Raw genomic sequence first — 24527 nt, forward strand, 5'->3', positions numbered from 1 at the left:
AAACCCCGGCGATACGTCTCGAACGGCGTTGGAACGAAGAGTTCTTGATCTGGACACGGCTATGCTCCCCACGTATAGTAGGGGAGCAAATTTGTATGCCCGCACGGATTGTTTATCTTCGGTAATTGTCGGCGACCACGTGAGCGTCGCGGGAATTCAGCCGATCCGGCCGCCGAGGGATCGGGCTCGCGGACAGCGCCGTCCTCTCTCACCGAGAACCACCGCGATGCTCCCGAGGACGGAAGAGGTAATGGGCGGTCAAGGAGACTGGGACAAGGCGTCTTGGCGCAAGAGCAGGCGATCTGGCTCGGATGGGGCGGGAGGGTGCGTCTCCCTTGCCGTCTCCGCGTCGTACGGCGCCATTCGGGACAGCAGGAACCCGTGCCGGACGACCATCGTCCTTCCCAAGACCGTCTTACGCAGGATGTTGGACGACATCAAGAACGGGGCCTTCGACCTGCGGTGACGTGGTCTCGCCACCGGTTGGAGGCGCGACGTCCATCGCGGGATCCGCGCCTCCGCCTCCGTCTGCTCAGCCCTGGAGGGCGTCGGACTTGACCGCGTCCATGAACGAGCGCCAGGAGTCCATGGACAGCGACAGCCGCGGGCCCTCGGGGTCCTTGGAGTCGCGGATGGCGCGGGTGCTGCCGATCGACGCCACTTCCACGCATACCGCGAGGTCGGGGTCGCTGCTCCGGCTGCTCTTCCTCCAGACCGGCGCGGACGCATTGGTATGAGTCATGGCTAAATTCTCCTTGTGAACTGTTTCGACACCGCCTGACAGTGCACGAGGCCGTGTCTGGCTTCACCTGGCGGAAATTAATCTACCGCACGGACAAGATGTTCATCGCCAATCCGAGTCCAAATCCAGGGCTGCGGTGACAGTGGCATTGTCCGGCGAAAAAAGCTCAGATCTGACATTTAACGTGAAAGGGAGGAATGTCCACCGAACTACGCAGTTCCTGGTCGGTCTGATGTGGTGCCCCTCGGCCGGCCGCCGGGTGATCCGGCGTGGCGGTCGGGATGGAGGCGGGCGGCCTGGGTGCGGAGTAGGCGGATCATGCGGTGGACGTGGTGGGGGAGGTGGCGGGTGCGGGCGTGCTCGGCGGCCAGGAGGACGTCGGGCCCGTCGGCGGCCAGGGGGCGGCGGGTGATGACGCCGGTGAGTTCGAGGGGGTCGTCGGCGATGCTGTAGTCGGGCAGCAGCGTGACGCCGAGCCCCTCGGCGACCATGACCTTGCCCATTTCGGCGCCGTCGACGGAGTAGGCGAACGCGGGCTCCCGCCCTCGCAGCAGGCGGTGGACGTAGCGGTGCATGAGATAGCCGGACCGCATCGCGACGAAGGGTTCGGCGAGCATCCGGTCGAGCGGCACCGCGTCCAGCCGGGCGAGCGGGCTGTCGGTGCGGCAGCAGACGACTGCGCGCCCGCGCAGCAGTTCGACGGCGGCGAGGTCCGGGGGCGGGTCGTCGCCCTCGATGACGTTGATCAGGCCGAGGTCGAGTCCGCCGCCGCGCAGCGCGTCGCGGATGTCGGCCTGCTGGGCGGTGACCAGTTCCACCTGCGTCGCGGGGTGTGCGGCGCGGAACTCGCGCATCGCGGGCGTGACGAGCGGGACGGTCGCGGCGTTCACGGTGCCGATGCGGATCATCTGCCGCGATCCGGCCTGGTCGTCGGCGGCCGCGCGGAGCCGGTGCACCGCGTCCAGCACCTCGGCGATCCAGGGCAGCAGCTCCCGGCCGCCGGCGCTGATCCGGGCGCCGGCGCGGTGGCGGTCGAGCAGCGTGACGCCGAGCTCGCGTTCGAGGTTGCTGATCGTCTGGCTGAGCGCGGGCTGGGACAGGTGCAGCGCCTCGCTGGCCCGGCGCATGGAGCCGAGGCGCGTGACGGCCGCGACGCATTCCAGCTGTTCGATCCGCATGGGCCCTCCGGCGGTGACAGGTTTCCCTTATCGCCCCGTCGCGAACGCCACATTGACCGGCGGCGGGACGGTGCGCACAATCCTAACTATGCCTGTAGGGAATATCGAGAATCATGCGGAGCCGCTGAGGTTCGCGTACTGGGTTCCGAACGTCAGCGGCGGCCTGGTCGTGAGCGGGATCGAGCAGCGGACGGACTGGGGGTACGACTACAACCGGCGGCTGGCCGTCCTCGCCGAGAGCAACGGGTTCGAGTACGCCCTCAGCCAGGTGCGCTACATCGCGTCCTACGGGGCCGCCTACCAGCACGAGTCGACCGGGTTCAGCCTCGCGCTGCTGCTCGCCACCGAGCGGCTGAAGGTGATCGCCGCGATCCACCCGGGCCTGTGGCACCCCGGCGTGCTCGCCAAGTTCGTCGCCACCGCCGACCATCTCTCGGGCGGGCGGGCCGCTGTGAACGTCGTCAGCGGGTGGTTCAAGGACGAGTTCACCAAACTCGGGGAGCCCTGGCTGGAGCACGACGAGCGCTACCGGCGCAGCGAGGAGTTCATCCGGGTGCTGCGGGAGATCTGGACGTCCGAGCACGCCGAGTTCCGCGGCGACTTCTACCGCCTGCACGACTTCGACCTGCGGCCGAAGCCCGTCGCGGGGCCGGGCCGCCCGCACCCGGAGATCTTCCAGGGCGGCAACTCCACCAGTGCCCGCCGGATGGCGGGGCGCGTCTCCGACTGGTACTTCAGCAACGGCAGGGACTTCGACGGCGTCAGGGAGCAGATCGCCGACGTGGGCGCCGAGGCGGTCCTGCACGGGCGGCGGGTGCGGTTCGGCCTGAACGGGTTCATGATCGCCCGCGACACCGAGGCGGAGGCGCGCGAGGTGCTGCGCGAGATCGTCGCCAAGGCCGACCGGGAGGCGGTGGAGGGCTTCGGCTCGGCCGTCAGGCAGGCGGGCCGGTCCGCCTCGGACGGCAAGGGCATGTGGCAGGACTCCGAGTTCGCCGACCTCGTGCAGTACAACGACGGCTTCCGCACCGGGCTGATCGGCACGCCCGAGCAGATCGCCGAGCGCATCGTCGCCTACAAGCGCCTCGGCGTGGACCTGTTCCTGCTCGGGTTCCTGCACTACCTGGAGGACGTCGAGTACTTCGGCGCGCGCGTGCTGCCGCTGGTGCGCGAGCTGGAGGCCGCGGACGCCGAACGCGGCGAGCCGGCGCGGACCGGGTCCTGACACGCCCATGCGCCTGGTCAGCCGCCGCCACATCGACCTGCTGAGGACCTGCAGCGCGCTGTGTCGCGAGACCCGCGTCCACGACCGGTCCGCATCCCAAGAGGAGAAGCAGAGGCATGTCCGTCAACACCGAGCAGCAGACCTTCACCGACCACCCGAGCCGTGACGAGCGATTCGCCGCGGCCCTGAGGCGCGCCGACCTCGTCGCCGCCGAGCTGCGCGCCACCGCCGCCGAGCGCGACCGCGCCAACAGGAGTCCGCGCAACGAGGTCGAGCTCCTGCGCGCGCACGACCTCCTGCAGGTCCAGGAGCCCGTCGAGTACGGCGGCGACGGCCTGTCCTACGCGCAGGCGTCCCTGATCACCCGCAGGATCGCCCGCGGCGACACCTCGATCGCCCACCTCATCGGCTACCACTACGCGCAGACCCGCATCGCGCCGCTGTTCGGCACTCCGGAGCAGGCCGACGCGTTGTCGCGCCGCAACGGTCAGGAGAAGCTCTTCTGGGGCGGTGTGCAGAACCCGCGCGGCGGCTCGGACCTCGTCCTGACCCGCTCCGGGGACGGGTTCCGGCTCGACGGGCGCCGTTCGTTCGCGTCCGGCGCGAGCCTCGGCGACCACCTGTCGGTGACCGCCGCCCACGAGGGCGAGCTGGTCTTCATCTCGCTGCCGGCCGGGCGGCAGGGCTTCCGCGCCCTCGGCGACTGGGACAACATCGGCCAGCGGCTGACCGACTCCGGCGGCGTCGAGTTCGACGGCACCCGCGTCGACCGCGCGGAGATCCTCGGTCCCGATCCCCTGACCGGGCGCACCCTCACCGCCTACCAGACGCTCGTCACACCGCACTGGCAGCTCGCCTTCGTCAACTTCTACACAGGGACGGCCGAGGGCGCACTCGACGAGGCCCTCGACTGGACGCGCCTGCGCGGGGCCCCGTGGGAGACCTCGGGCGTGGACAGCGCCGCCGAGGACCCGTACGTCCTGCAGACCGTGGGGGAGGTCCGCAGCGAGATCCGTGCCGCGGCACTGCTCGCCGACCGGGCCGGGGAAGCCCTCCAGGCGGCCCTGGACACCGGCCCGTCGCTCACCGACGAGCAGCGCGCCGAGGCAGCCGTCGCCGTCTACGAGGCGAAGTACCTGACGACGAAGGTCGCGCTGGCGGCCGCCTCGCGCCTGTTCGAGATCCAGGGCGCGCGGGCGACCACCAGCGCCTACGGCTTCGACCGGCACTGGCGCAACCTGCGCACCCACACGCTCCACGACCCCGTCGCCTACAAGGCGCGCGAGGTCGGGGACTGGACGCTGAACCGGCGCGCCCCGCAGTTCTCGCTCTACCGCTGAGTGACTCCGGTCCCGTGGCGACCCGTCCATTCTCCGCCACGGGACCGGACCCGCGAAGGGAGACCCATGACGACGACCGCACCCGTTTCCCCCGGACCGGGCCGATGACGACCGCGCCCGTGATCCAGTCCGGCGAGGAGGCCGTGGAGGTCGCCCGCAAGCTCGCCGACTCGTTCGCCGAGCAGGCGGGCGACCGCGACCGCGAGCGGCGCCCGCCGGCCGCCGAGGTCGCGGAGCTGTCGGAGTCCGGCCTGCTCGGCATCACCGTCCCGGCGCGGTTCGGCGGGGCGGAGGTGAGCGTGGCCGCGCTCACGGAGGTGTTCCGGACGCTCGCCGCGGCCGACGCCAGCATCGCCCAGATCCCGCACAGCCACTTCGTGTTCCTGGAGGCCCTGCGCCGCCAGGGCACCGAGGAGCAGCACGCGCGCTACTTCGCCGAGGCGCTGGACGGCGCCCGCTTCGCCAACGCGCAGTCCGAGCGGGGCGGGCGGACCGCGGCCGAGGACGCGACGACACTGCGCCGCCGCGAGGACGGCGGGTACGTGCTCGACGGCGAGAAGTACTACAGCACCGGCGCCCTCTTCGCGGACTGGCTGGTGGTGCGGGCCGTCCTCGCCGGCGAGGCGCCCCTGCCGACCGGCGCCGCGCCCAAGGCGCTGGCCTACATCCGCCGCGGCACCGAAGGCGTCACGGTCGAGGACGACTGGGACGGCATGGGCCAGCGCACCACCGCGAGTGGAACGGTCCGGCTCGACGGCGTGCGCGTGGACGACGGCGAGGTCGTCCCGTACAGCCCTCTCTTCGACGGGCCGACCACCTACGGCGCCCGCGCGCAGGTGCTGCACGCGGCGATCGACGCCGGCATCGCCCGCGGCGCCGTCGGCGCCGCGGTCCTCGCCGTGGCGAAGGCGCGGCCGTGGTTCGAGAGCGGTGCCGGCACCGCGGCGGGGGACCCGCTGGTCGCCCAGCAGGCCGGCGAGGTGGAGATCGTCGTCCGGGCCGCCGAGGCGCTGCTGCACGAGGCCGCGGACGCGGTCGACACCGCCGAGCGCGAGCCCACCGGCGGCGCCACCGCCCGGGCGTCGGTGGCGACGGCCGTGGCGAGGGTCGCCGCGGCCCGCGCCTCGCTGGAGGCGTCGTCCGCGCTGTTCGAGTTGGGCGGGACGCGCTCTGCGGCCGCTTCGCCGAACCTGTCGCGCTACTGGCGCGACGCGCGCACGCACACGCTCCACGACCCGGCCCGCTGGAAGGTGCAGCACGTGGGCCGCTGGCTGCTGTCGGGCACCCCACCGCCACGTCACGGCCAGCTCTGAGCCCGGTTCCACGCCCGGCCCCCGAGGCGGGCCGGGAGAAGGAAGGCACACTGTGACCCTTACGTTCCACTGGTTCCTGCCCACCTACGGCGACTCGCGCTCCGTCGTGGGCGGCGGGCACGGCCAGCCTGCCGGGGCCGCCGCCGGCGACCGCCGCGCCTCGATCGGCTACCTGGCGTCGATCGTGCGCTCCGCCGAGGAGTTCGGCTTCACCGGTGCGCTCACCCCCACCGGCGCGTGGTGCGAGGACGCCTGGCTCACGACGGCGATGCTGGCGCGCGAGTCCGAGCGGCTGGCGTTCCTGGTGGCGTTCCGGCCCGGCCTGATCAGCCCGACGCTCGCCGCGCAGATGGCCGCCACGTTCAGCGCGCACGCGCCCGGGCGGCTCTCGCTGAACGTCGTCACCGGCGGCGAGGCCCACGAGCAGCGCGCCTACGGCGACCACCTGCCCAAGGACGAGCGGTACGCCCGCTGCGGGGAGTTCCTGTCGGTCGTGCGGCGGTTGTGGGCCGGCGAGACGGTCACCCACCGCGGTGCGCACCTCGACATCGACGCGGCCCGCCTGCCGACGACGCCCGACCCGGTGCCGCCGCTGTACTTCGGCGGCTCGTCGGACGCGGCGGGGCCGGTCGCGGCCGAGCACGCCGACGTCTACCTGACCTGGGGCGAGCCGGTCGACGCCGTCGCCCGCAAGCTCGACCGGATACGCGAGCTGGCCGCGGCCCGGGGCCGCAAACCGCGCTTCGGCGTCCGGCTGCACGTCATCACCCGCGACAGCGCCGAGGAGGCGTGGCGGCAGGCGGGACGCCTCGTCGACGCGCTCGGCGAGGACACGGTCGCCGCCGCGCAGGCCGTCCTGGCCCGCAGCGAATCCACCGGCCAGCGGCGCATGCGCGACCTGCACGCGGGAGCTCGCGCCGACGGCACGTGGCGCGACCCCCACGCGCTGGAGGTGGCGCCCAACCTGTGGGCCGGGGTCGGGCTCGTCCGCGGCGGCGCCGGGACGGCCCTCGTCGGCTCGCACACCGAGGTGGCCGACCGGATCGCCGAGTACGCCGCCATCGGCATCGACGAGTTCGTCCTGTCCGGGTACCCGCACCTGGAAGAGCTGTACTGGTTCGGAGAAGGAGTGCTTCCCCGCCTCGTCCGGCACGGTCTGTTCCACGACACCGGCGGTGCCGGCACGGGGCTCAACGCCTTCCTGCCCAAGGAGACATCGGCATGACGGCCGTGGAACCGGAGCTCCGCCGCGTCTACGGCGCCTACCCGACGGGCGTCGCGGTGGTGGCGGGCCTCGTGGACGGCCGTCCGGCCGGCATCGCCGCCAGCTCGTTCGTCCCGGTGTCGCTGGATCCGCCGCTGGTGTCGGTGTGCGTCGCGCACACCTCCACGACCTGGCCGCTGCTGGGCGGGCTGCCCCGCATCGGCATCAGCGTGCTCGGCGCCCACCAGGAGCACATCGGCCGGCGCCTCGGCGCCCGCACCGGCGACCGGTTCGCCGGCGTCGCGTGGCGCTCGACCGCCGGCGGCTGCGTGCTCGTCGAGGGCGCGTCGGCGTGGTTCGACTGCACCGTCGAGCAGCGGGTCCGGTCGGGCGACCACGACATCGTCGTCTTCCGCGTCCACGACCTGGACGCCGCTCTCGACGTGCCCCCGCTGGTCTTCCACGCCAGCGCCTTCCGCAGACTGGGCTGACAGGCCGCCGCATCAGCGGTCGTCCCCGCGCCATGAATCCGAGTGGAGGAGTCGCCGTGAGCCTCTCTGTCCTCGTGGGAAATCCGCGACCGCGGTCCCGCACACTGCAGGTGGCGCTCGACGCCGCCGCCGCGGTCGCGGAGCGGGTCGGTCATACGGGCGCGGCACAGGTCGTCGACCTGTCGTCGCAGGCGCCGGAACTGCTCAGTCCCACCCCTTCGCCGCAGGTGCGGGACGCACTGGACCGCGTCGCGGGCACGGACGTGCTGGTGGTCGCGAGCCCCACCTACAAGGCCACCTACACCGGCCTTCTCAAGGTGTTCCTCGACCGCCTCCCCGGCGGCGCGCTCGCGTCGACGGTGGCCCTGCCGCTCCTGGTGATGGGCGACCCCAGGCACTCCCTGGCGGTCGAGGTGCACCTGCGGCCGCTCCTGGTGGAGCTGGGCGCGACCGTCCCGACGCCGGGACTGGCGTTCCTGGAATCACAGGTCCCCGACGCCGCCGACGTGCTCGGCGCATGGGCCGACCTGGTCGCCCCGCAGGTGTCCGCCGCGCTCGCTCGCAGGCGGGCGGGCCGGGTGGACGGTCCGTAAAGGGCGTGTCACGGTCCGCCCGCCCGGGGCTTCCCAGGCGGTGTGATCTGCGTAACCGTGGAGGCGATCGGCGCCGAGGTCCGTCTCGGGCATATTCCCAGGTAAAACGGTAGGTTTTATCGGGAAACCGCTTCCGAACGGACGTCTTCGCAGGTGAAGCCGGTCTTTTGGGGGCTTCACAGGGACGGATGCCGAGTGCATGCTGAGGACATGAACGCAGCGAAGGTCCTGGTGGCGAGACGCCACGTCGACCTCCTTCGCGTGTGCAGCGCGTCCTGTTGAGCCGCTCTTTCGTGCGTCGACGCCACTGACCGGCGAGCCCCCTTCTTCCACCGGCCTCCCCCTGCGCCGGGACCCTGCCGCCTTCCTTCCGTTCCCCTCTTCCGGAGGTGCCCAGTGTCCACCCATCTGCTCGATCCGCCCCGCTCGGCGATTCCCGAAGCGGCGCGGCCCGCGGTCGCGGCCCGTTCCGGCGCCGTGCTGCTGTCCCTGCTGCGCCGGGTCCGCAAGGTCAGCGGGCTCGTCGTCATCCTCGCCCTGTGGGAGGCCGGCGCCCGTGCCGGCTGGCTCGGCAGCACGACCCCGCCGCTCAGCGACGTCGCCGTCCGCGGCTGGGAGATGGTGTCGTCGGGCGCGCTGCTCCAGAACCTCGGGGTCTCGCTGACGCGGGTTCTGAAGGGCCTGGCGATCGGGCTGCCGGCCGGCCTCGTCCTCGGCCTGCTCTCCGGGCTGTTCAGGGTCAGCGAGGACGTGATCGACGCACCCGTCCAGGCGGTCCGGATGCTTCCGCACCTCGCGCTGGTCCCGCTGTTCATCATCTGGTTCGGGATCGGTGAGACGTCCAAGGTCGGCCTGATCGCGGTCGGCGTCGTGTTCCCGCTCTACATCAACGTGTTCCATGGCATCCGGGGCGTGGACGAGCGGCTGGTGGAGTCGGCCCGCACCTGCGGGCTCGGCCGTCTCGGCCTCATCCGGAAGGTCATCCTGCCCGGCGCGCTCCCGCAGATCCTCGTCGGCCTGCGCCTGTCGCTCGGCGTCGCCTGGCTGACGCTCGTCGTCGTGGAGCAGTCCGCGACGGCCAGCGGCATCGGCTTCGTCATCAACCAGGCCACCCAGTTCCTGCAGATGGACACGGTCTTCCTGGTGCTCGTGGTCTACGCGCTGCTCGGCGTGTCGACGGACCTGCTGGTGCGGCTCGTCGAGCGGCGGGCCCTGGCGTGGCGGAGGGGGCTGGTGGCGCGATGACGACGACGGTGGCGAGCGGCGTGCGCGTCCGCGGCCTCAGGCGGGTGTTCGGCGAGCGCGCCGTCCTGGACGGCGTGGACCTCGACATCGCGCCCGGCGAGTTCGTCGCCCTGCTCGGCGCGAGCGGCTCCGGGAAGAGCACGCTGCTGCGCGCGCTGGCCGGGCTGGACGGCGAGGGGAGCGGCGAGATCGACGTCCCCGGCAGGCGCGCCGTCGTCTACCAGGAGCACCGCCTGCTGCCCTGGAGCCGGGTGTGGGACAACGTCGTCCTCGGCCTGCGAGGCCGCGACCTGCGCAGGCGGGCCGAGGCGGCCCTGGCCGAGGTCGGGCTGACGGCTCGCGCCGACGCGTGGCCGCTCACCCTGTCCGGCGGCGAGTCCCAGCGCGTCGCGCTGGCCCGGGCGCTGGTGCGGACGCCCGACCTGCTCCTGCTCGACGAGCCGTTCGGGGCCCTGGACGCGCTCACCAGGCTCAACGCCCAGGCGCTCGTCGCCGACCTGTGGGCCGAGCACCGGCCGGCGGTCCTGCTGGTCACCCACGACGTCGAGGAGGCGCTCCTGCTCGCCGACCGCGCTCTGCTGCTCGCGGACGGCCGGATCGAACGGGAGTACTCCGTGGAGATTCCCCGGCCGCGGTCGCTGGACGACCCGAGGTTCATCGCGCTGCGGCGCGACCTGCTCGACGGGCTCGGAGTGCGAACCGTCCTCCAGCCCCCACCCACCGCCATTCAACCGACCAGCTCCGCTCGACGAACCGTCTGACTGCCAAGGAGGCATCATGACCGACCTGACCGCCGATGTGCTCGTCGCGGGCGGCGGCCCCGCCGGCGCGTGGGCCGCGATCAAGGCGGCGGAGGCCGGCGCCGACGTCGTCCTCGCCGACAAGGGGTACCTCGGGACGAGCGGCGCGACGGCGTCGGCGGGGACCGGGGTCTGGTACGTCGAGCCGGAGCCGGAGGCCCGGGAGGCGGCCATGGCCAGCCGCGAGGCCCTCGGCGGATACCTCGCCGACCGCGGGTGGATGGCCCGGGTCCTCGACCAGACGTACGCCAACATGAACGAACTGGCCGAGATCTCCAGGTACCCGTTCCCGGAGGACGGGAACGGCCGCCAGATCAGGCGCGGCCTGCAGGGCCCCGAGTACATGCGGCGGATGCGCGTGCGGGTCCGCCGGTCGGGGGTGCGGGTCCTCGACCACAGCCCCGTCACCGAACTGCTCGCGGACGGCGCCGGGGCCGTCGCCGGCGCCGCCGGGTACCACCTGCGGGACGACCGGCCGTTCCGGGTCCGGGCGGGCGCCGTCGTGCTCGCCACCGGCGGATGTGCCTTCCTCAGCAAGGCGCTGGGCTGCGACGTCAACACCGGGGACGGCGCCCTGTTCGCGGCGGAGGCGGGCGCGGAGCTGTCCGGCATGGAGTTCTCCAACGCCTACGCGATCGCCCCGGCCTTCACGTCCGTGACCAAGACGGCGTTCTACTCGTTCGCCACCTTCTACCACGCGGACGGGACCGTCCTGGAAGGGGCGGGCAGCCAGCGGGGGCGGTCGGTGATCGCCCGGACGCTGCTCAGCGAACCCGTCCTGTGCCGCATCGACCGGGCCACGCCCGAGGACCAGCGGGCGATGCGGCTCGCGCAGGCGAACTTCTTCCTCCCGTTCGACCGGCAGGGCATCGACCCGTTCACGGACCTGTTCCCCGTCACCCTGCTCGCCGAGGGGACCGTCCGCGGCACCGGCGGCATCCGGATCACCGGCGCCGACTGCTCCACCACGGTGCCCGGCCTGTACGCGGCGGGGGACGCCGCCACCCGCGAGCTGATCTGCGGCGGCTTCACCGGCGGCGGGAGCCACAACGCCGCGTGGGCGATGTCGTCCGGCACCTGGGCCGGGCAGGGCGCCGCCCGGTACGCCACCGGACTGGGCGGACGAGCCGGAGCGCGGACCGTGCACGCCCTCGGCGAGGCGGGCGTCCGCCCGGAGGGCCCGGCGGCCGGAGGCCACGCCGATTACGTCGCCGCCGTCCAGGCCGAGGTGCTGCCCTACGACAAGAACCTGCTGCGGCACGGCGGACGCCTCACCCCGGCACTGGACGTCCTGGACCGGACGTGGCGGCAACTGCGCGGCACGCTCCGCGAGGAGGGCGCCGGGATCGTCCGGGCGCGCTCGGCCGCCGCGATGACCGCGCACGCCCGCTGGATGTACCGCGCCGCGCTCACCCGCACCGAGACGCGGGGCATGCACAAGCGCCAGGACCTGCCGGACCAGGACCCGGCCCAGCACCGCCGGCTCGTCACCGGCGGCCTCGACGACATCTGGACGCGTCCGGAGGCCGAGGCGGTGGCGTCGTGATCGAGATCGTCTCGCGGGAGCGGTGCATCGCCTGCGACAAGTGCGTGGACGTGTGCCCCACGAACGTCTTCGACCGCGGCGCGGACGGCATCCCGGTCATCGCCCGGCAGAGCGACTGCCAGACCTGCTTCATGTGCGAGGCGTACTGCCCGGTCGACGCCCTGTTCGTCGACCCGCGCTCGCACGCGCTGCCGGAGCCTCCGGACGAGGCGGAGCTCGCCGCGGACGGGACCCTCGGCGCCTACCGCGCGCAGATCGGCTGGGGCCGCGGACGCACCCCCGGGGCCAGGCTCGCGATCGGCCCGTCGCTGAACCGGGCGGGCGCCCCCCTCACCTCCTGAAACACGACCCGACAGACCCCCGCGAAAGGCAACACCGTGAGATTTCCCCGAGTTCTGGCCGCCGGCCTCCTCGTCCTCGCCGCGACGGCGTGCGGCTCCTCCGAGGCCGACAGCGGCTCCGGAACGCTCCGCATCGGAGTGATCGGGTCGGGGGTCGGCAACAAGCTGACCCGCGCCGTCGGGTTCCTCGACCAGCGCGGCGAGCTGCTGCCGGAGCTGAAGGCCGCCGGCATCACCAAGATCAAGGTCGCGACGTTCCCGAACGGCCCCGACCTGAACCAGGCCCTCGCCGGAGGCTCCCTGGACATCGGCCAGTACGGCGACACCCCCGCCCTGATCGGCCGGGGGCAGGGCCTGCCCACCCGGCTGCTGTCGCTCAACTCCGTCCGACTGGACGCCGCGATCGTCGCCAAGAAGGACGGCGGGCCCGCGTCCCTCAAGGACCTGGAGGGCAAGCGGATCGGCGTCCAGACCGGCTCCTACATCCACCGCTACCTGCTCGGCGCGCTGGAGCAGGCGGGAGTGAAGCCGAAAGAGATCATCCACATGTACACGCCGGCGATCATCGCGGCGCTGGAGAAGAACTCGATCGACGCGGGCGGCCTGGTCTCCGCCGACCAGGCCGCGCAGGAGAAGAAGGGCTACAAGTCGATCGACATCGCGTCCCGCGACCATCCCGACCTGCTCGGGACGTCCGTCACCGTGGTGACGGAGAAGTACCTGGCAGGGCACAAGGACATCGTCCAGGTGTGGCAGAAGGCCGAGACCAAGGCCGTGCAGGCCGCCAAGGCCGACTGGCCCGGCTACACCGCGTACGTGGCCAAGACCGGCGGTTACGCCGCCGACATCTCGATCAAGACGACGCTGAAGGACCAGCTGCCCGACGAGCCCTTCCCCGCGGAGGGGCTGAAGCTGCTCGAAGGGACCAAGGCGTTCCTCGTCCAGCAGGCGCTGATCAAGAAGGGCTACACGCTCGACTCGTGGCTCGCGCCCGGGGCCAGGCCGTGACCCGGCTGGACACCGACGTCCTCGTCCTCGGCGGCGGACCCGCCGGGGCGTGGGCGGCGCTCGCCGCGGCCGGCGCCGGGGCCAGGGTCGTCCTCGCGGACAAGGGCTACTGCGGCACCAGCGGGCCGACCGCGTCGGGCGGCAACAACCTCTGGTACGTCCCGCCGGACGCGGAGGATCGGGCACGGGCGGTCGACGAGCGCTTCGAGCAGAGCGGCCGGCTCGCCGACCGCCGCGTCATGGCGCGGGTCCTCGACGAGACCTACCGCCGCGTCGACGACCTCGCCTCCTTCGGATACCCGTTCCCCGTCGACGAGGGCGGCGTCGAGCGGCGGGGCAGCCTCCAGGGGCCCGAGTACATGAAGCGGATGCGCCGTCGTGTGCACAGATCGGGCGTGACGATCCTCGACCACCATCCCGCGCTGCGGCTGCTCGTGGACGACTGGGGCGTCGCGGCCGGCGCGTCCGGCATCGCCCGCCAGAAGGGCGGCGAGACCTGGACCGTCCGCGCGGGCGCGGTCGTCCTCGCCACGGGCGGCTGCGCGTTCCTCTCCGGCGCGTTCGGCACCAACGTCGACACCGGAGACGGACACCTGATGGCCGCCGAACTGGGCGCCGAACTGTCCGGCATGGAGTTCTCCAGCGCCTACGCGTTCTCCCCGGCGCACGGTTCGCACACCAAAGGCTTGATGATGCAGTTCGCGACGTACTACACCGAAGGTGGCGCCCCGATCGACGTGCCGGATCCCCTCGGCGCCAGGATCCGCGTCGCGGAGCGGCTCGCGGCGGGGGAGAAGGTCTACGCGCGGCTGGACAAGGCGCCCCCGCAGCTCCACGAGGCGATGCGGCACGCCCAGCCGAACTACTTCCTGCCGCTGGACAAGGCCGGGATCGACCCTTTCCGCGACCGGTACGAACTGCGCATGGTGCTGGAGGGCACGGTCCGCGGGACGGGCGGCCTGCGGATCGTCGACGACGACTGCGCGACGACCGTCCCCGGACTGTACGCCGGCGGTGACGTCGCGACGCGGGAACCGGTGTCCGGCGCCGTCAGCGGAGGGGGCGCCTACAACGGGGCATGGGCGATCTCATCGGGAACCTGGGCCGGCCGCGGCGCCGCAGGGTTCGCGGTGGGCCGGGCGCGCCCGCACGCCGTCCCGGCCGGACGCGCGGGCCTGCGCCCGGGACGGCTCGACGCGGCGGCGGTCATCCGTGCCGTGCAGGACGAGGTGCTGCCCCTCGACCGCAACCTCTTCCGGACGCGTGACAGGCTTCGCGACTCCCTCGCCTCCCTCGACGCGCTGTGGGAACGGATCACGTCCCAGGGCATCGCGGGAACCGGCCGCGAACGCCTCCGCGCGAGGTCGGCCACCGCGATGACGGCGCACGCCCGATGGAGCTACCGCGCCGCGTTGGCCCGTCCCGAGTCCCGGGGCATGCACCGGCTGGAGAACCTTCCGCAACTGCCGCGCTACGAGCACCGGTACCTCGTCGGCGGTCTGGACGAACCGTGGACGGCCGCCGAACCCCAGGAGTCGCCGGCATGATCGAAGTGGTGAGCGCGGACCGCTGCGTGCGGTGCGACGTGTGCGTCAAGGTCTGCCCGACGGACGTGTTCGACCGCGGCCCCGACGGCGTTCCGGTCATCGCCCGGCAGAGCGACTGCCAGACGTGCTTCATGTGCGAGGCCCACTGCCCGACGGACGCCCTCTACGTCGCGCCCTTCTCCGGCCCGGCACCGGCGGGCTCCCCGCACACCGACGAGGGCGCGTTGGCCGACGCGTTCGGCGACTACCGCCGCATCGTCGGCTGGGGCCGCGGCCGCACCCCGGGCAGCCGCGCGGACCGCAACCACATCTTCACCGAACGCCTCCGTTCGTCTCCTTGACCTTCCGAGTACCGCCACCGCTGGGAGGGCCGGCCGGAGATGGGGCCTGCCGCTCGGCCGCGAACCTCCGGGCCGGAGTTCGCGGCCGGCGGCGTCTCAGCGGGCGGAGACCCGGTGGTCGTCCTTGGCGAGGGTGAGGAAGAAGTCCCGGACGTCCTCGGCGAACAGGTGCGGCACCTCCATCGCGGCGAAGTGGCCGCCGCGCTCGAACTCCGACCAGTGCCTGATGTCGTACAGCCGCTCGGCCAGCGGTCGCACCGACTGCGTGATGTCGCACGGGAGGACCGCCACCCCGACGGGCACCTGGCACGGCTCGGTCCGGCGCGGAGCGTCGTGGTGCAGCCGCGCCGAGGAGGCCGCGGTGGCGGTCAGCCAGTACAGCGAGATGTCGGTGAGCATCCGGTCGTCGCTGATCTGCGAGCGAGGGTCCGTCCACTCCGCGAAGCGCTCGGCGATCCAGGCCAGCTGGCCGACCGGCGAGTCGGTCAGCGCGTAGCCGATGGTCTGCGGGGTGAGGGCCTGCAGAGCCTGGAAGGGCGGACGGTTCGCCATCAGCCGCCTGACCTTGTCCAGCCGGGCCTCGTCGGTCTCGGACAGTTCGATGCCGGCGTCCGGGACCGGCCGGGTCGGCAGGTAGTTGACGTGCACCCCGACGACCTGCTCGGGCGCCACGGCGCCGAGCGCCAGCGAGACGCCCGACCCGAAGTCGCCGCCCTGCGCGCCGTAGCGCTCGTATCCGAGACGGTGCATCAGCTCGGCCCAGGCACGCGCGATCCGGACGACGTCCCAGCCGCGCTCGTGGGTCGGGCCGGAGAAGCCGTAACCCGGGATGGACGGGATCACCAGGTGGAAGTCGCGGGACAGCGGCTCGATCACGTCGAGGAACTCCAGGAACGAACCGGGCCAGCCGTGGGTGAGGACCAGCGCGAACGCGTCGGGCCTCGGCGACCGGACGTGGACGAAGTGGATGTTCTGTCCCTCGATCTCGGTGGTGAAGTGCGGAAGCTCGTTGAGCCCGGCCTCGTGCCCGCGCCAGTCGTAGCCGGTGCGCCAGTACTCGGCCAGTTCCCTGAGCCGCGCCAGTGGGAAGCCGTAGTCCCACCCGGCGTCGGCGACCTCGTTGGGCCAGCGGGTGCGGGAGAGCCGGTCGGCCAGGTCGTCGAGGTCGGCTTGGGGGACATCGATGCGGAACGGCTTGATCATGCTCTGACTCCAGGGATCGCCATTTTATTGGCAAGGCCAACGTTGGTTGAACCAACTATATAGGACATCGTTGGTCCTGCCAACAATGCATGGCCGCCGTCGTGCACAGGGGGCAACGCGCGATCGCCGTGGAGCCAAGGTGAGGGTGTTACACGCGCCAGAACGAGTGGGGGAGTGCCTCGATCTCGGTTGCGGCCTGCTCCAGCTGTTCGCCGAACGGCCGCAGCGCGGTCTGGCCGGCCTCGACCAGGTGCCGGATGATGGCCGCCTGACGGCGGGCCCGGCTCACGACGATGCCGGCGAAGGCCCCGCGGTCGCCGTCGTAGCCGTAGCCGTCCAGCAGGAGGTGCAGGCGGCGGGACCTGTCCTCGAACGCCGTGAACCCCTGGAACTCGGCGACGTGCCGGGCCTGTAGCGGCACCCAGGTCAGTGCCAGGTGGGCCAGGTCGAACTCGCGTGAGGAGGGCCCGGCCGTGTCCCAGTCGACGAACCCGACCAGACCGTCGGCCTCGGACCACACCACGTTGTACGGCGAGGCGTCATGATGGCCGATGACCAACCCGGGCCGCCAGCTCTGCCCCGCGAACCAGGTCGCGTCCTCTGGTGGGACGAAGGTCGCGGTCGCGTCGTGCAGCCGCCGCATCCAAGCGGCCGCCTGCCGCAGCGCCCCGTCCGAATGAGGCCATGCCGGCCAGGGGTGGCGTTCACCGATGGTGTCGCCGCGCAAGAAGGTCAGGACCTCGCGCCCCTGATCGTCGTACCCCAGCACCCGGGGCGCGCCTTCGAACCCGACCGCCTCCAGATGCCGCAGCACCGCGTGCACGGTGGACGTCCAGGGATTCGCGGGACGGTGCACGGTGTCATCGATACGGACCCCGCCCACGTGCCTGCCACCCGGCAGCGGTTGCTCTTCCATGCCGGCTTTGTAACCCGCGGCCACGGGCCCGCGCATCTGGTTTTCCCTGGTGCGATCCGCCGGTGGCCGGCCGCGGAACCAGGACGGGGGAGCGCGTCGAGGGCGGCGCGGACGGGACGGACGGTAGTACTCTCCGAATCTCGATTATGGTGCGAACCTTTCCCCGCCGGTCGGCCGTCAGACAGACGCGTGTTTCTTCAGTGCCCGTCCGTTACCCCCTCTCCCCGGAGCTCCCCGTGTCCAAGACGATCGCGATCCGCCTGGCCGTCAGCGGCCTGGTCCTCATCGGCGCCGCCGCGTGCGACGGCGACGGCCAGAACGCGGCGGCCGGCTCATCGTCCCCGCCGCCCGCAGTGAGCACGCCCTCCACGGGCACCACCGGGGCGGTGCCGCCCTCCACGGTGCCGACCACGAGCGCCCCGCCGACCCCGCGGGCCACTCCCACCGACCCCAAGATCACCAACAGCAAGCAGATCGTGATGATCGATCCGGAGGGCAAGCGCTACACGTTCACGACGATGGCGCAGATGGCCGCGGGCATGCGCGCCACCATGGGTGAGAACGCTCCGTCGGGCTTCTGCGAGAAGTCCTACCAGCAGGGCGTCGAGGGAGGCGGGTCGTTCCCGGCGGGACGCGACGCCTTCCTGGCCGCCTGCCGCGAGGGATGGCGCAAGAGCGAGAAATGGTTGCGGCAGCAGTAGCGGACCGTACGAGACACAGCGGAATGTGACGGAGGCACTGTGCGGCACCAGGTGTACGAGCCCCTGGCCCAGGGCGATCCCGCCGAGATCGGCGGGTACCGCATCCTCGCCCGGCTGGGCGCCGGCGGGATGGGGCGGGTCTACCTCGCCGGCACGCAGAGCGGACGGAAGCTCGCGATCAAGGTCGTCCGCCCGGAGTTCGCCGACGACCGCGAGTTCCGCCGCCGGTTCGCCCAGGAGGTCACCGCCGCGCAGCGCGTGCAGAACCTCTACACGGCCGCGGTCATCGACGCCGACCTGAACGGCCCGATGCCCTGGCTGGCCACCGCGCACATCCCCGGCCCCTCCCTCGCGGCCGCGGTCGCGGAGTCGGGGCCGCTGCCGCCGTCGGCGCTGCCCACGCTGGGGGCGGGGGTCGCCGAGGCCCTGCAGAGCATTCACCGGGCCGGGATCGTGCACCGGGACCTCAAGCCGTCCAACGTGCTGCTGGCCGACGATGGCCCGCGGGTCATCGACTTCGGGATCGCCCGCGCCGCCGACGCGACACCGCTCACCCGGACGGGGAGCGTCGTCGGATCGCCCCAGTTCATGGCGCCGGAGCAGGTCCGCGGCGACGCGGCCACCACCGCGGTCGACATCTTCGCGTTCGGCACCCTCCTGCACTACGCGGCGACGGGGCTCAGCCCCTTCGGGGAGGGCGACCCGCAGGCGGTCATGTTCCGCATCGTGCAGGAGGCGCCCCGGCTCGACCGATGCCCCGAGCCGCTGCGGCCGATCATTGAGCGATGCCTGGACAAGGACCCCGCGAACCGTCCGTCCGACGCCGAACTGCTGGACGAACTCACCGCCATGCAGTCGTCGCAACCCGCGGTCTGGCCACCTGAGCCCGTCACCGAATACCTTCGCGCCTATACGGAGATACCCGCCCCCACCCGGGCCCTGGCCGAGCCGCCCACCGGCACGCTCATTGCCGACGCGCCCGAACAGCCCCGCTATGGCGCGCCCGAACAATCTCGGTACGGCGCGCCCGAACAGCCCCGGTACGGCGCGCCTTCAAGTGTCTCGTACGGCGCTCCCACCCCGCCTCCGCACGGCGCTCCCACTCCGCCTCCGCACGGTGCGCCCACTCCGCCCCCGCACCCTGCGCCCACGCCGCCCTTCCAGGGCGCGCCCCCTCGGCCCCCGCACGGCATGCTCGCACCGCTTCCGCCGGGGGCACACGCCCCCTACCCGATGAGGCGTTCCGGGGGCTCGGGCTGCGGCAAGACCCTGCTGCTGGTCGGCGGCGGCCTCTTCGCGCTGCTCCTCGTCCTCGGGTACGCCGTGAAGGCCGGCCAGTCGGGCACGGGGGACGGTGCCGGAAAGACGACCGCGTCGCCGCGGTCCGGCGGCGGTAAAGGCGGTAAGGGCGCGAAGCCGCCCGGCACGCTCCTGGCCCACTACACCAAGATCGACATCTCCAGCGGCTACACCATCAACTTCACCGGGAACCCGAAGCGCCCCCGGAAGGGCGAGGGCGGCGATCTGGATTTCCTGGCCGGGAACATCCGGGGCGACAGCAAGTTCGGTCCCATCGGAAGCGGCCGGCCGGCGACCTACAAGACCTGTCACGACAACACCAAGTACTTCGAGAACGGGCTCTTCCAGCCCAGGCGAGGGACGACCTGGTGCGTCTACACCGAGTCCGGCCTGCTCGGCATCATCAACATCAAGGCCAAGGACTACGAGTTCATGACCATCGACCTGAAGGTCTGGCAGGGTCCTGCGGACTGAACGACGCCTCGGCCCGTCCTGTGCGATCCCCCTGGCCGGCGACGCGCTGTGCTCTGCGCAGCCCATCGGCGCGCCGCACCGCGCACTCGGTCACCGTGGCCGGCCTCTGGGTTCCAGATCGGTGGTCATCGTGGATGTGATCTTCTCCAGCACGGCGGTGTAGAGGTGTCGTCTGTCCGGGCGTGCCCTTCCGGCGGCGTGCCTGAGGGCCGGGATCGCCGGCGCGCCGACGAGAACGAGCCCGTCGGAGGTGGCCCTCCGGACGGCGGGGTGGGAGTGCGTGAGCAGATCGACCAGTGCCGGGATGGCCGGCTTCCACGCCGCGTGGCACAAGGTCTTGACCGCCGAGCGCACGATGTCGGGTTGCCGGTCGTCCAGCAGCGACATGGTCTGTGCCAGATAGTCCCCGTGGTCCATCACCTTGCGGGAGATCCGGTGGGCGTGCAGCCGGACTCTGGCCTCGGGATGGCCGAGTGACTCGGCGAGCAGCTCCCCGAGTTCGGGATCGCGATCCGCCGGCCGGTCCGCGCCGTGTCGGCGCGTCCGGGCGGGATCGTCGTCGTGATGCTCGGCGAGCAGGGTCAGCGCCCGGCGGATCTGCTCGGGGCCGCCGGTACGGGCGAGGCGGAACAGTTCCGCTCGGGCCGGCCGTTGCTCCGCTTCCGGGACGCGGGTTCGGCTGCGGAGTGCCGAGAGGGCGGCGGCGTCCTGCCGGGCCGCGTCGGGATGGCGCAGCGGCCCGTCCACCATCACGATCTTGTCCGCGAGGTCGTGACGTCCCTCTTCCCGAAGCCGCCGATGCGCCCGCACCAGTGCGGGGGTACGCAGCAGCGCGACGCCGGAGACGAGATCGAGCAGGCCCCAGTCTCCGGTTTCGAGGCGGTGGGAGAGGGTCTCGGCCAGGACGTCGGGGTCCGCCTTGCGCAGGGCTCGCCCGGCCGACGCGCGGAGGGAGGGGCCGCCGTGTTCCCACCATGCCGACAACAGGGGGATGAGCCGTTCCACGTCCGGCGGGTCCAGATGGGCGGCGACGCGGGCGATCCGTTCGCGGACCGCCTCGCCGCCGGAGTCGCCGTCACCGGATCGGCGCAGTTCGGCCTCGCTCACGAGGGTCAGGGCCTCCGCGAGATCAGCGGAGACGGCGAGGTCGACCCGGCCGTCGAGGAAGGCGCGCAGCACCGTGAGCCGGAATCGGGGTTCGGGCCAGCTCAGCATGACGCGGGCCGCGGCTTCGCGTTGATCGTGCGCGGGATCGTCCAGCAGCTCCAGGAGGCGTTCATGCAGAACCGCCGAACGGGGCCGGTCCCCATCAATGGAGGGAGAGGCGCTGTCGGTCGGTGCGGATCGGCGGGCGTCCTCCGTGATGGTCCACGATGGTGCGTCGAGCGGCTGCAGCTCGATCATCCAGTCCAGCAGAACGTCGCGCGTCCTGGTGCCGGCGTCGGCGAAGACGCCGATCAGTGCGTCGAGCCGGTCCCGTGAACCGGCCGGGGGACCGGCGAGATCGACGGGCCGGTCCGCGGTGCGGAATCGCCGGAGGGCGTCGGGCGTGCGGGCGGCCGCGGCGAGGGCGTCCTCCCACCGGCGTGCGGCGAGACGCCCGGCCGTCTCCTTGCCGCGACCCGACGCGGCCGATGTGACCGGTCCCGCCGGCCCGAACGCCTCCCGCAACACCTCCTCTTCGGCCAGCCACGGGTTCGCGCCCGCGCGGGCCGCGGCCAGCGCCCGTTCGAGATCGGCGCGGGTCAGCACTGCGCCGCATCGGCGTAGCAGCACCAGCACGGATCGGCCTCCCAAGGCCTCCGGCGGCAGCGCGCGAATGCGCGCGGCGATGTCGAACCTGCCGGTGGAGGGCAGCCGCACGACGACGTCCTCAAGCAGCGCGACAAGACGGTCGCGGTGAGCATCATCGACGTCGGCCAGCCCCGCGACCAGCGTCCGTACCGACCGGGCGAAGGCCTCCGTCTCACCGGCCGTCCACGGCGGGGGGCAGAGCAGCAACGTGAGCCGCAGGACCCGGCCGCGCTGTTCTGGTCCTTCGGCGGCCAGTTCCAGCCAGCGTTCCAGCATCGGCCGGAGCCGGCCCAGCCGTTCGGCGGTCAGCTCGCCCGGATCCTGCTCGGACCGTGCCGCGAGGCGCCGTGCGATCTCGGTGTTCCAGCCGCGGTTCGCCAGGGCGTCGAGGTCGGCGTCCGGCGGGGCGGCCGGCGGCCCTTGGCGGCCTGGCGGCGTGATGCCGCGTGCCGCCATCCGGTCCGCCAGTTCCGCGGCCGTGCCCGAACCAAGCGTGAGCCGTCCTGCGGCGACGAGCGAGACCAGGGACGCCCCGGCCGGCGACCCCTGGTCGGCCAGAGCGCCGACGGCACGGGCGGACAGTGAGCGGTCGAGTCCGGTCAGCAGCAGGGCACGGGTGCGGTCGTCGGCGGCGCGGTCGGCCGTGGCGATGACGGTGGCGGCGTAGGCGTCGCCGAGAATCGTGCGCAATGCCGCGATGAGGGCATCGCGCAGGCCCGGATTGTCGTGCCTGCCGAGCCAGAACAGCAGCTTCGGCACGGCCACCGGAGCCCCGGCGCGGATCAGCGCGTTCGCGGCGGCCTTCTTGACGTTCATGTTGGGGTGGTCGAGGCAGGCGGCGATCGCCGCCGCGGCCCAGCACGCGCGCGCGTGCCCGAGCGCGAGCAGCGCCTGGCGCGCGGTCTGCACGTCGGGGGCGGTGGTGAGCGGGATCAGGCTCGCCGACAGGGCCTGTGCGTCCTCGCCATCGGTGTCGCGGGCGAGGAGCGCGATCACATGCTTGCGGACATGGCGGTCACCGTGGCGCAGCAGCGGATGTACCCGTGCCCGGATTCCGCGATGAGAAGTCTGCAGGAGCAGGCCGAGCAGGATCATCTGTTCGGCCGCCGTGAGCTGAGGGCGGTCCAGCAGATCGAGGGTGATGCCGGCGACGAGCGCGTCGCCGGCATCACGCGCGTCCGCGGCGTCCAGCAGGCAGCGCGGCCTGATCCTTCCTCTTTCATGGAGGCGGCCGCCGAGGTCACGAACGGCCGCGACGACCTCCTGCGGCACCGCCGGCTCGCCGGCGCCTCCGGACGCGCCCGGCGCCCGGGACGCCGCGAGATCGGACACGACCCGCAGCAGAAGATCGGCGATGGCCGGCACGGTGCCGGAGCCGGCGTTGCGCGCCAGTCTGCACAGGGCCGCCACGGGCTCGTCCGGTTCCAGGCCGGCGCGGAGCAGCGCCAGTTCCCGTTCGTCCGGGCCGCCGAGATCGGCGGCGATCCGGCTCGGCAGATCCTGCGGGTCGAGCCGGACCAGGATCGACCGTCGCCCGTCGGGCTCCTCGGTGAGATGCCACAGCACCTCCAGGGCCCGGCGGCGTACCGGCCGCAGGTAGGACACCACAGCGCCGTTCCCGTCCGGCCCGTCCAGGCCCAGACCGTCGCGCAGCGCCGCGACCGTCCGCGCTCCGCCCACGGCTTCGAGGGCCTCCACCGCCGCCGCGGGTGACCGTGGTAGCGCGGCGAGGACGGCTTCTTCGGCGGCCGTATGGCGCAGAGCGCGGATCGCTCGCAGGAACGGCCGCGGATCCGGCGCGGAGCGCAGCAGATCGGTGACCTTCTCGCCCACCGGCAGGTCCCCGGTGCCCTGAGCGGCCAGGGCTACCAGGAGCTCCAGCCGCCGCGGCCAGTGCGGATCGTCCGCAGCCGCTCCCGTCAGCTCCCGGAGCGTCTCGTGCCGGCACGTGAACAAGAGGGTGGCGACCTCGTGCGCAGGCACCGAGTGGTCGGCGATGGCCAAGCGCGCGATCGCCGGGACGGCGTCGCCTGCTGGAAAGTGCCCACGCCGGTGCAGCCCGCGCAGGCACCGGGTGACCGGCCCGGCCAGCAAGAGGGGGTCGGTGGCGGCGATGCCCACGAGGTCGCCGATGTCGTCGCGGCTCGCGAGGTCCCCGAGCAGCTCCAGCGCTCGTCGCCGGAGCCGGTGGGGCCGGCTTCGGTCCGCGGCCACGTCGCGGAGCACGTCCTGATGCCCATGGTGGGCCGCGGCTTCGATCGCCGCGGCGGCCACCGCGGAGACGGTGCCGCCAGACCCGGCTTCGAGGAACCGGTACAGGTGCTCCTGCGGGAGCGGATCCAGCGCGGCCCAGGGCTCGGACAGCTCGCGCAGCGCTGCCGCGGCGACACCGGCCGCGGCAGCGCTCGTGGCGGGCTCCCCGGCGATCGCCCCGGCGAGCCGCACCACGAGCGCCCGGGCTCGTTCCGGTGCCAGCAGGCCGGCGTGCACGGCCTCGCGAGTCAGCCGCAGAGCCTCCCCTCGCAGCACAGGATCGAGCCGGTCCATCAACTCCTGTGCCAGGCTCTCGGGGTCGTCCACATCAGCCACGCCGATCCCGCGGACGGCCTGGTAGAGCAGTTCGCCCGGGGGTTCGCCCCGTAGGGTCTCCGGCCGGGCGGCGATCTCGGCGCTCAGCCAGGCGATCTGGACGCGGGCCGGCAGATCCGCCTCGCGCCACCGCGGCCAGGGCCGGGGCCGGACGTGGGCGCGCAAACGGAGATAGAGATGCGCCAGGGCCAACGCGGCCTCCGGCGAACCATCGAGTGAGCCAGGCAACGACGCCGCGAACTCGGCCAGATCGGAACGGTCCTCATCTCGTCTCGACCCAAGGCGTTCGGCAAGGCAGACGAGGCCCAGTTCCCGCAGGCGCGGGTCCTCATGCCTGATGAGGAGCTGCAGGACGGCGGGCGGACACGTCCCAAGGTCGAGGACGGCTGAAAGCCGGTCCGCATCAGCGCGGCGTAGGGCGGTGAGGACCGCGTCGTCGACCGACGTCATGCGCTATCAACTCCAGCCAGATCACGGAATGGCGCTCAGCGTAGCGAGGTCCCCGCGGAGGCCTTCATGACGAGCAGGTGAGGGCGGCCGGTGTCGATCGCGTCCATGCGGAACCCGACCGAGCGAACGCGGCGACCTGCGATCCGTCCGGCAAAGACCTCGCGATGTCGGTGTGATCAACGAAGGG

At 72.6% G+C, this 24527-nt stretch carries 21 protein-coding genes; 16 read left to right on the forward strand and 5 right to left on the reverse strand.

Translation table 11 applies throughout. The features are described from left to right. Positions 1-250 precede the first annotated feature (250 nt). Positions 251-466 carry a DUF397 domain-containing protein gene (locus BJ999_RS43995; RefSeq protein ID WP_420838224.1) on the forward strand — a complete coding sequence of 72 codons (216 nt, stop codon included), beginning with the start codon at positions 251-253 and terminating at the stop codon, positions 464-466. A gap of 66 nt (positions 467-532) precedes the next feature. Here the strand turns inward: BJ999_RS43995 and BJ999_RS16885 are convergent, their stop codons facing one another. Together BJ999_RS16885 and BJ999_RS16890 are read right to left on the reverse strand one after the other, a co-directional pair. Continuing rightward, positions 533-742: a DUF397 domain-containing protein gene (locus BJ999_RS16885; RefSeq protein WP_179834181.1), complete on the reverse strand. Its 210-nt coding sequence runs from the start codon at positions 740-742 to the stop codon at positions 533-535. Between the two features lie 209 nt (positions 743-951). After that, complete coding sequence (locus BJ999_RS16890) at positions 952-1920, reverse strand: LysR family transcriptional regulator (protein ID WP_179834182.1); 969 nt, start codon at positions 1918-1920, stop codon at positions 952-954. A gap of 88 nt (positions 1921-2008) precedes the next feature. Between BJ999_RS16890 and sfnG the strand changes: the two genes are divergently transcribed. The 13 genes from sfnG to BJ999_RS16955 all read left to right on the forward strand — a co-directional run bounded on the left by sfnG (position 2009) and on the right by BJ999_RS16955 (position 14914). Then, positions 2009-3145: a dimethylsulfone monooxygenase SfnG gene (gene sfnG / locus BJ999_RS16895; protein WP_179834183.1), complete on the forward strand. Its 1137-nt coding sequence runs from the start codon at positions 2009-2011 to the stop codon at positions 3143-3145. 116 nt (positions 3146-3261) lie between these two features. After that, the gene (locus BJ999_RS16900; protein ID WP_179834184.1) at positions 3262-4485 is read left to right on the forward strand and encodes an acyl-CoA dehydrogenase family protein; all 1224 of its coding nucleotides are present in this window, start codon (positions 3262-3264) and stop codon (positions 4483-4485) included. A gap of 104 nt (positions 4486-4589) precedes the next feature. Further along, the gene (locus tag BJ999_RS16905) at positions 4590-5798 is read left to right on the forward strand and encodes an SfnB family sulfur acquisition oxidoreductase (protein ID WP_179834185.1); all 1209 of its coding nucleotides are present in this window, start codon (positions 4590-4592) and stop codon (positions 5796-5798) included. Between the two features lie 52 nt (positions 5799-5850). Then, a complete protein-coding gene (locus BJ999_RS16910; protein ID WP_179834186.1) occupies positions 5851-7023 on the forward strand; it encodes an LLM class flavin-dependent oxidoreductase in 1173 nt (390 codons plus the stop codon). Further along, positions 7020-7493, forward strand: a complete 474-nt coding sequence (locus BJ999_RS16915; protein WP_179834187.1) for a flavin reductase family protein — start codon at positions 7020-7022, stop codon at positions 7491-7493. The genes BJ999_RS16910 and BJ999_RS16915 overlap by 4 nt, the downstream gene beginning before the upstream one ends. Before the next feature lie 56 nt (positions 7494-7549). Beyond that, on the forward strand, positions 7550-8086 hold the full coding sequence (locus BJ999_RS16920) for an NADPH-dependent FMN reductase (RefSeq protein ID WP_179834188.1): 537 nt from the start codon (positions 7550-7552) through the stop codon (positions 8084-8086). 396 nt (positions 8087-8482) lie between these two features. Further along, positions 8483-9331, forward strand: a complete 849-nt coding sequence (locus tag BJ999_RS16925; protein ID WP_229810449.1) for an ABC transporter permease — start codon at positions 8483-8485, stop codon at positions 9329-9331. Continuing rightward, entirely contained in the window at positions 9328-10092 is a 765-nt protein-coding gene (locus tag BJ999_RS16930) for an ABC transporter ATP-binding protein (RefSeq protein WP_179834189.1), read from the forward strand. Before BJ999_RS16925 ends, BJ999_RS16930 begins: the two co-directional genes overlap by 4 nt. 16 nt (positions 10093-10108) lie before the next feature. After that, positions 10109-11677 carry an FAD-dependent oxidoreductase gene (locus BJ999_RS16935; RefSeq protein WP_179834190.1) on the forward strand — a complete coding sequence of 523 codons (1569 nt, stop codon included), beginning with the start codon at positions 10109-10111 and terminating at the stop codon, positions 11675-11677. Further along, the gene (locus BJ999_RS16940; RefSeq protein ID WP_179834191.1) at positions 11674-12018 is read left to right on the forward strand and encodes a 4Fe-4S dicluster domain-containing protein; all 345 of its coding nucleotides are present in this window, start codon (positions 11674-11676) and stop codon (positions 12016-12018) included. Before BJ999_RS16935 ends, BJ999_RS16940 begins: the two co-directional genes overlap by 4 nt. A 36-nt stretch (positions 12019-12054) precedes the next feature. Further along, entirely contained in the window at positions 12055-13026 is a 972-nt protein-coding gene (locus BJ999_RS16945) for an ABC transporter substrate-binding protein (protein ID WP_179834192.1), read from the forward strand. After that, on the forward strand, positions 12999-14573 hold the full coding sequence (locus BJ999_RS16950) for an FAD-binding protein (protein ID WP_229810448.1): 1575 nt from the start codon (positions 12999-13001) through the stop codon (positions 14571-14573). The genes BJ999_RS16945 and BJ999_RS16950 overlap by 28 nt, the downstream gene beginning before the upstream one ends. Further along, on the forward strand, positions 14570-14914 hold the full coding sequence (locus BJ999_RS16955; protein WP_179834193.1) for a 4Fe-4S dicluster domain-containing protein: 345 nt from the start codon (positions 14570-14572) through the stop codon (positions 14912-14914). Before BJ999_RS16950 ends, BJ999_RS16955 begins: the two co-directional genes overlap by 4 nt. Positions 14915-15010: 96 nt before the next feature. Here BJ999_RS16955 and BJ999_RS16960 read toward each other — a convergent pair whose 3' ends face one another. Both BJ999_RS16960 and BJ999_RS16965 read right to left on the reverse strand, forming a co-directional pair. Beyond that, complete coding sequence (locus tag BJ999_RS16960; RefSeq protein WP_179834194.1) at positions 15011-16117, reverse strand: epoxide hydrolase family protein; 1107 nt, start codon at positions 16115-16117, stop codon at positions 15011-15013. A 148-nt stretch (positions 16118-16265) separates the two neighbouring features. Next, positions 16266-17033 (reverse strand): phosphotransferase, encoded by a 768-nt coding sequence (locus BJ999_RS16965; RefSeq protein WP_179834195.1) that lies wholly within the window; start codon positions 17031-17033, stop codon positions 16266-16268. Positions 17034-17269: 236 nt separating this feature from the next. On the opposite strand from BJ999_RS16965, the gene BJ999_RS16970 reads away from it, so the two are divergent. Both BJ999_RS16970 and BJ999_RS16975 read left to right on the forward strand, forming a co-directional pair. Continuing rightward, on the forward strand, positions 17270-17734 hold the full coding sequence (locus BJ999_RS16970) for a hypothetical protein (protein ID WP_179834196.1): 465 nt from the start codon (positions 17270-17272) through the stop codon (positions 17732-17734). Positions 17735-17773: 39 nt separating this feature from the next. Continuing rightward, a complete protein-coding gene (locus BJ999_RS16975) occupies positions 17774-19507 on the forward strand; it encodes a serine/threonine-protein kinase (RefSeq protein WP_229810447.1) in 1734 nt (577 codons plus the stop codon). A 90-nt stretch (positions 19508-19597) separates the two neighbouring features. Here BJ999_RS16975 and BJ999_RS16980 read toward each other — a convergent pair whose 3' ends face one another. After that, entirely contained in the window at positions 19598-24340 is a 4743-nt protein-coding gene (locus BJ999_RS16980) for a HEAT repeat domain-containing protein (RefSeq protein ID WP_179834197.1), read from the reverse strand. Between the last annotated feature and the right edge of the window lie 187 nt (positions 24341-24527).

The organism is Actinomadura citrea, from assembly GCF_013409045.1.
In the GTDB taxonomy this organism is placed as follows: domain Bacteria; phylum Actinomycetota; class Actinomycetes; order Streptosporangiales; family Streptosporangiaceae; genus Spirillospora; species Spirillospora citrea.

Coding starts and splice junctions, on each gene's coding strand:
- BJ999_RS43995 (WP_420838224.1), top strand. CDS start 251: ATGGGCGGTCAAGGAGACTGGGACAAGGCGTCTTGGCGCAAGAGCAGG.
- BJ999_RS16885 (WP_179834181.1), bottom strand. CDS start 742: ATGACTCATACCAATGCGTCCGCGCCGGTCTGGAGGAAGAGCAGCCGG.
- BJ999_RS16930 (WP_179834189.1), top strand. CDS start 9,328: ATGACGACGACGGTGGCGAGCGGCGTGCGCGTCCGCGGCCTCAGGCGG.
- BJ999_RS16960 (WP_179834194.1), bottom strand. CDS start 16,117: ATGATCAAGCCGTTCCGCATCGATGTCCCCCAAGCCGACCTCGACGAC.
- sfnG (WP_179834183.1), top strand. CDS start 2,009: ATGCCTGTAGGGAATATCGAGAATCATGCGGAGCCGCTGAGGTTCGCG.
- BJ999_RS16935 (WP_179834190.1), top strand. CDS start 10,109: ATGACCGACCTGACCGCCGATGTGCTCGTCGCGGGCGGCGGCCCCGCC.
- BJ999_RS16890 (WP_179834182.1), bottom strand. CDS start 1,920: ATGCGGATCGAACAGCTGGAATGCGTCGCGGCCGTCACGCGCCTCGGC.
- BJ999_RS16900 (WP_179834184.1), top strand. CDS start 3,262: ATGTCCGTCAACACCGAGCAGCAGACCTTCACCGACCACCCGAGCCGT.
- BJ999_RS16905 (WP_179834185.1), top strand. CDS start 4,590: ATGACGACCGCGCCCGTGATCCAGTCCGGCGAGGAGGCCGTGGAGGTC.
- BJ999_RS16915 (WP_179834187.1), top strand. CDS start 7,020: ATGACGGCCGTGGAACCGGAGCTCCGCCGCGTCTACGGCGCCTACCCG.
- BJ999_RS16955 (WP_179834193.1), top strand. CDS start 14,570: ATGATCGAAGTGGTGAGCGCGGACCGCTGCGTGCGGTGCGACGTGTGC.
- BJ999_RS16980 (WP_179834197.1), bottom strand. CDS start 24,340: ATGACGTCGGTCGACGACGCGGTCCTCACCGCCCTACGCCGCGCTGAT.
- BJ999_RS16965 (WP_179834195.1), bottom strand. CDS start 17,033: ATGGAAGAGCAACCGCTGCCGGGTGGCAGGCACGTGGGCGGGGTCCGT.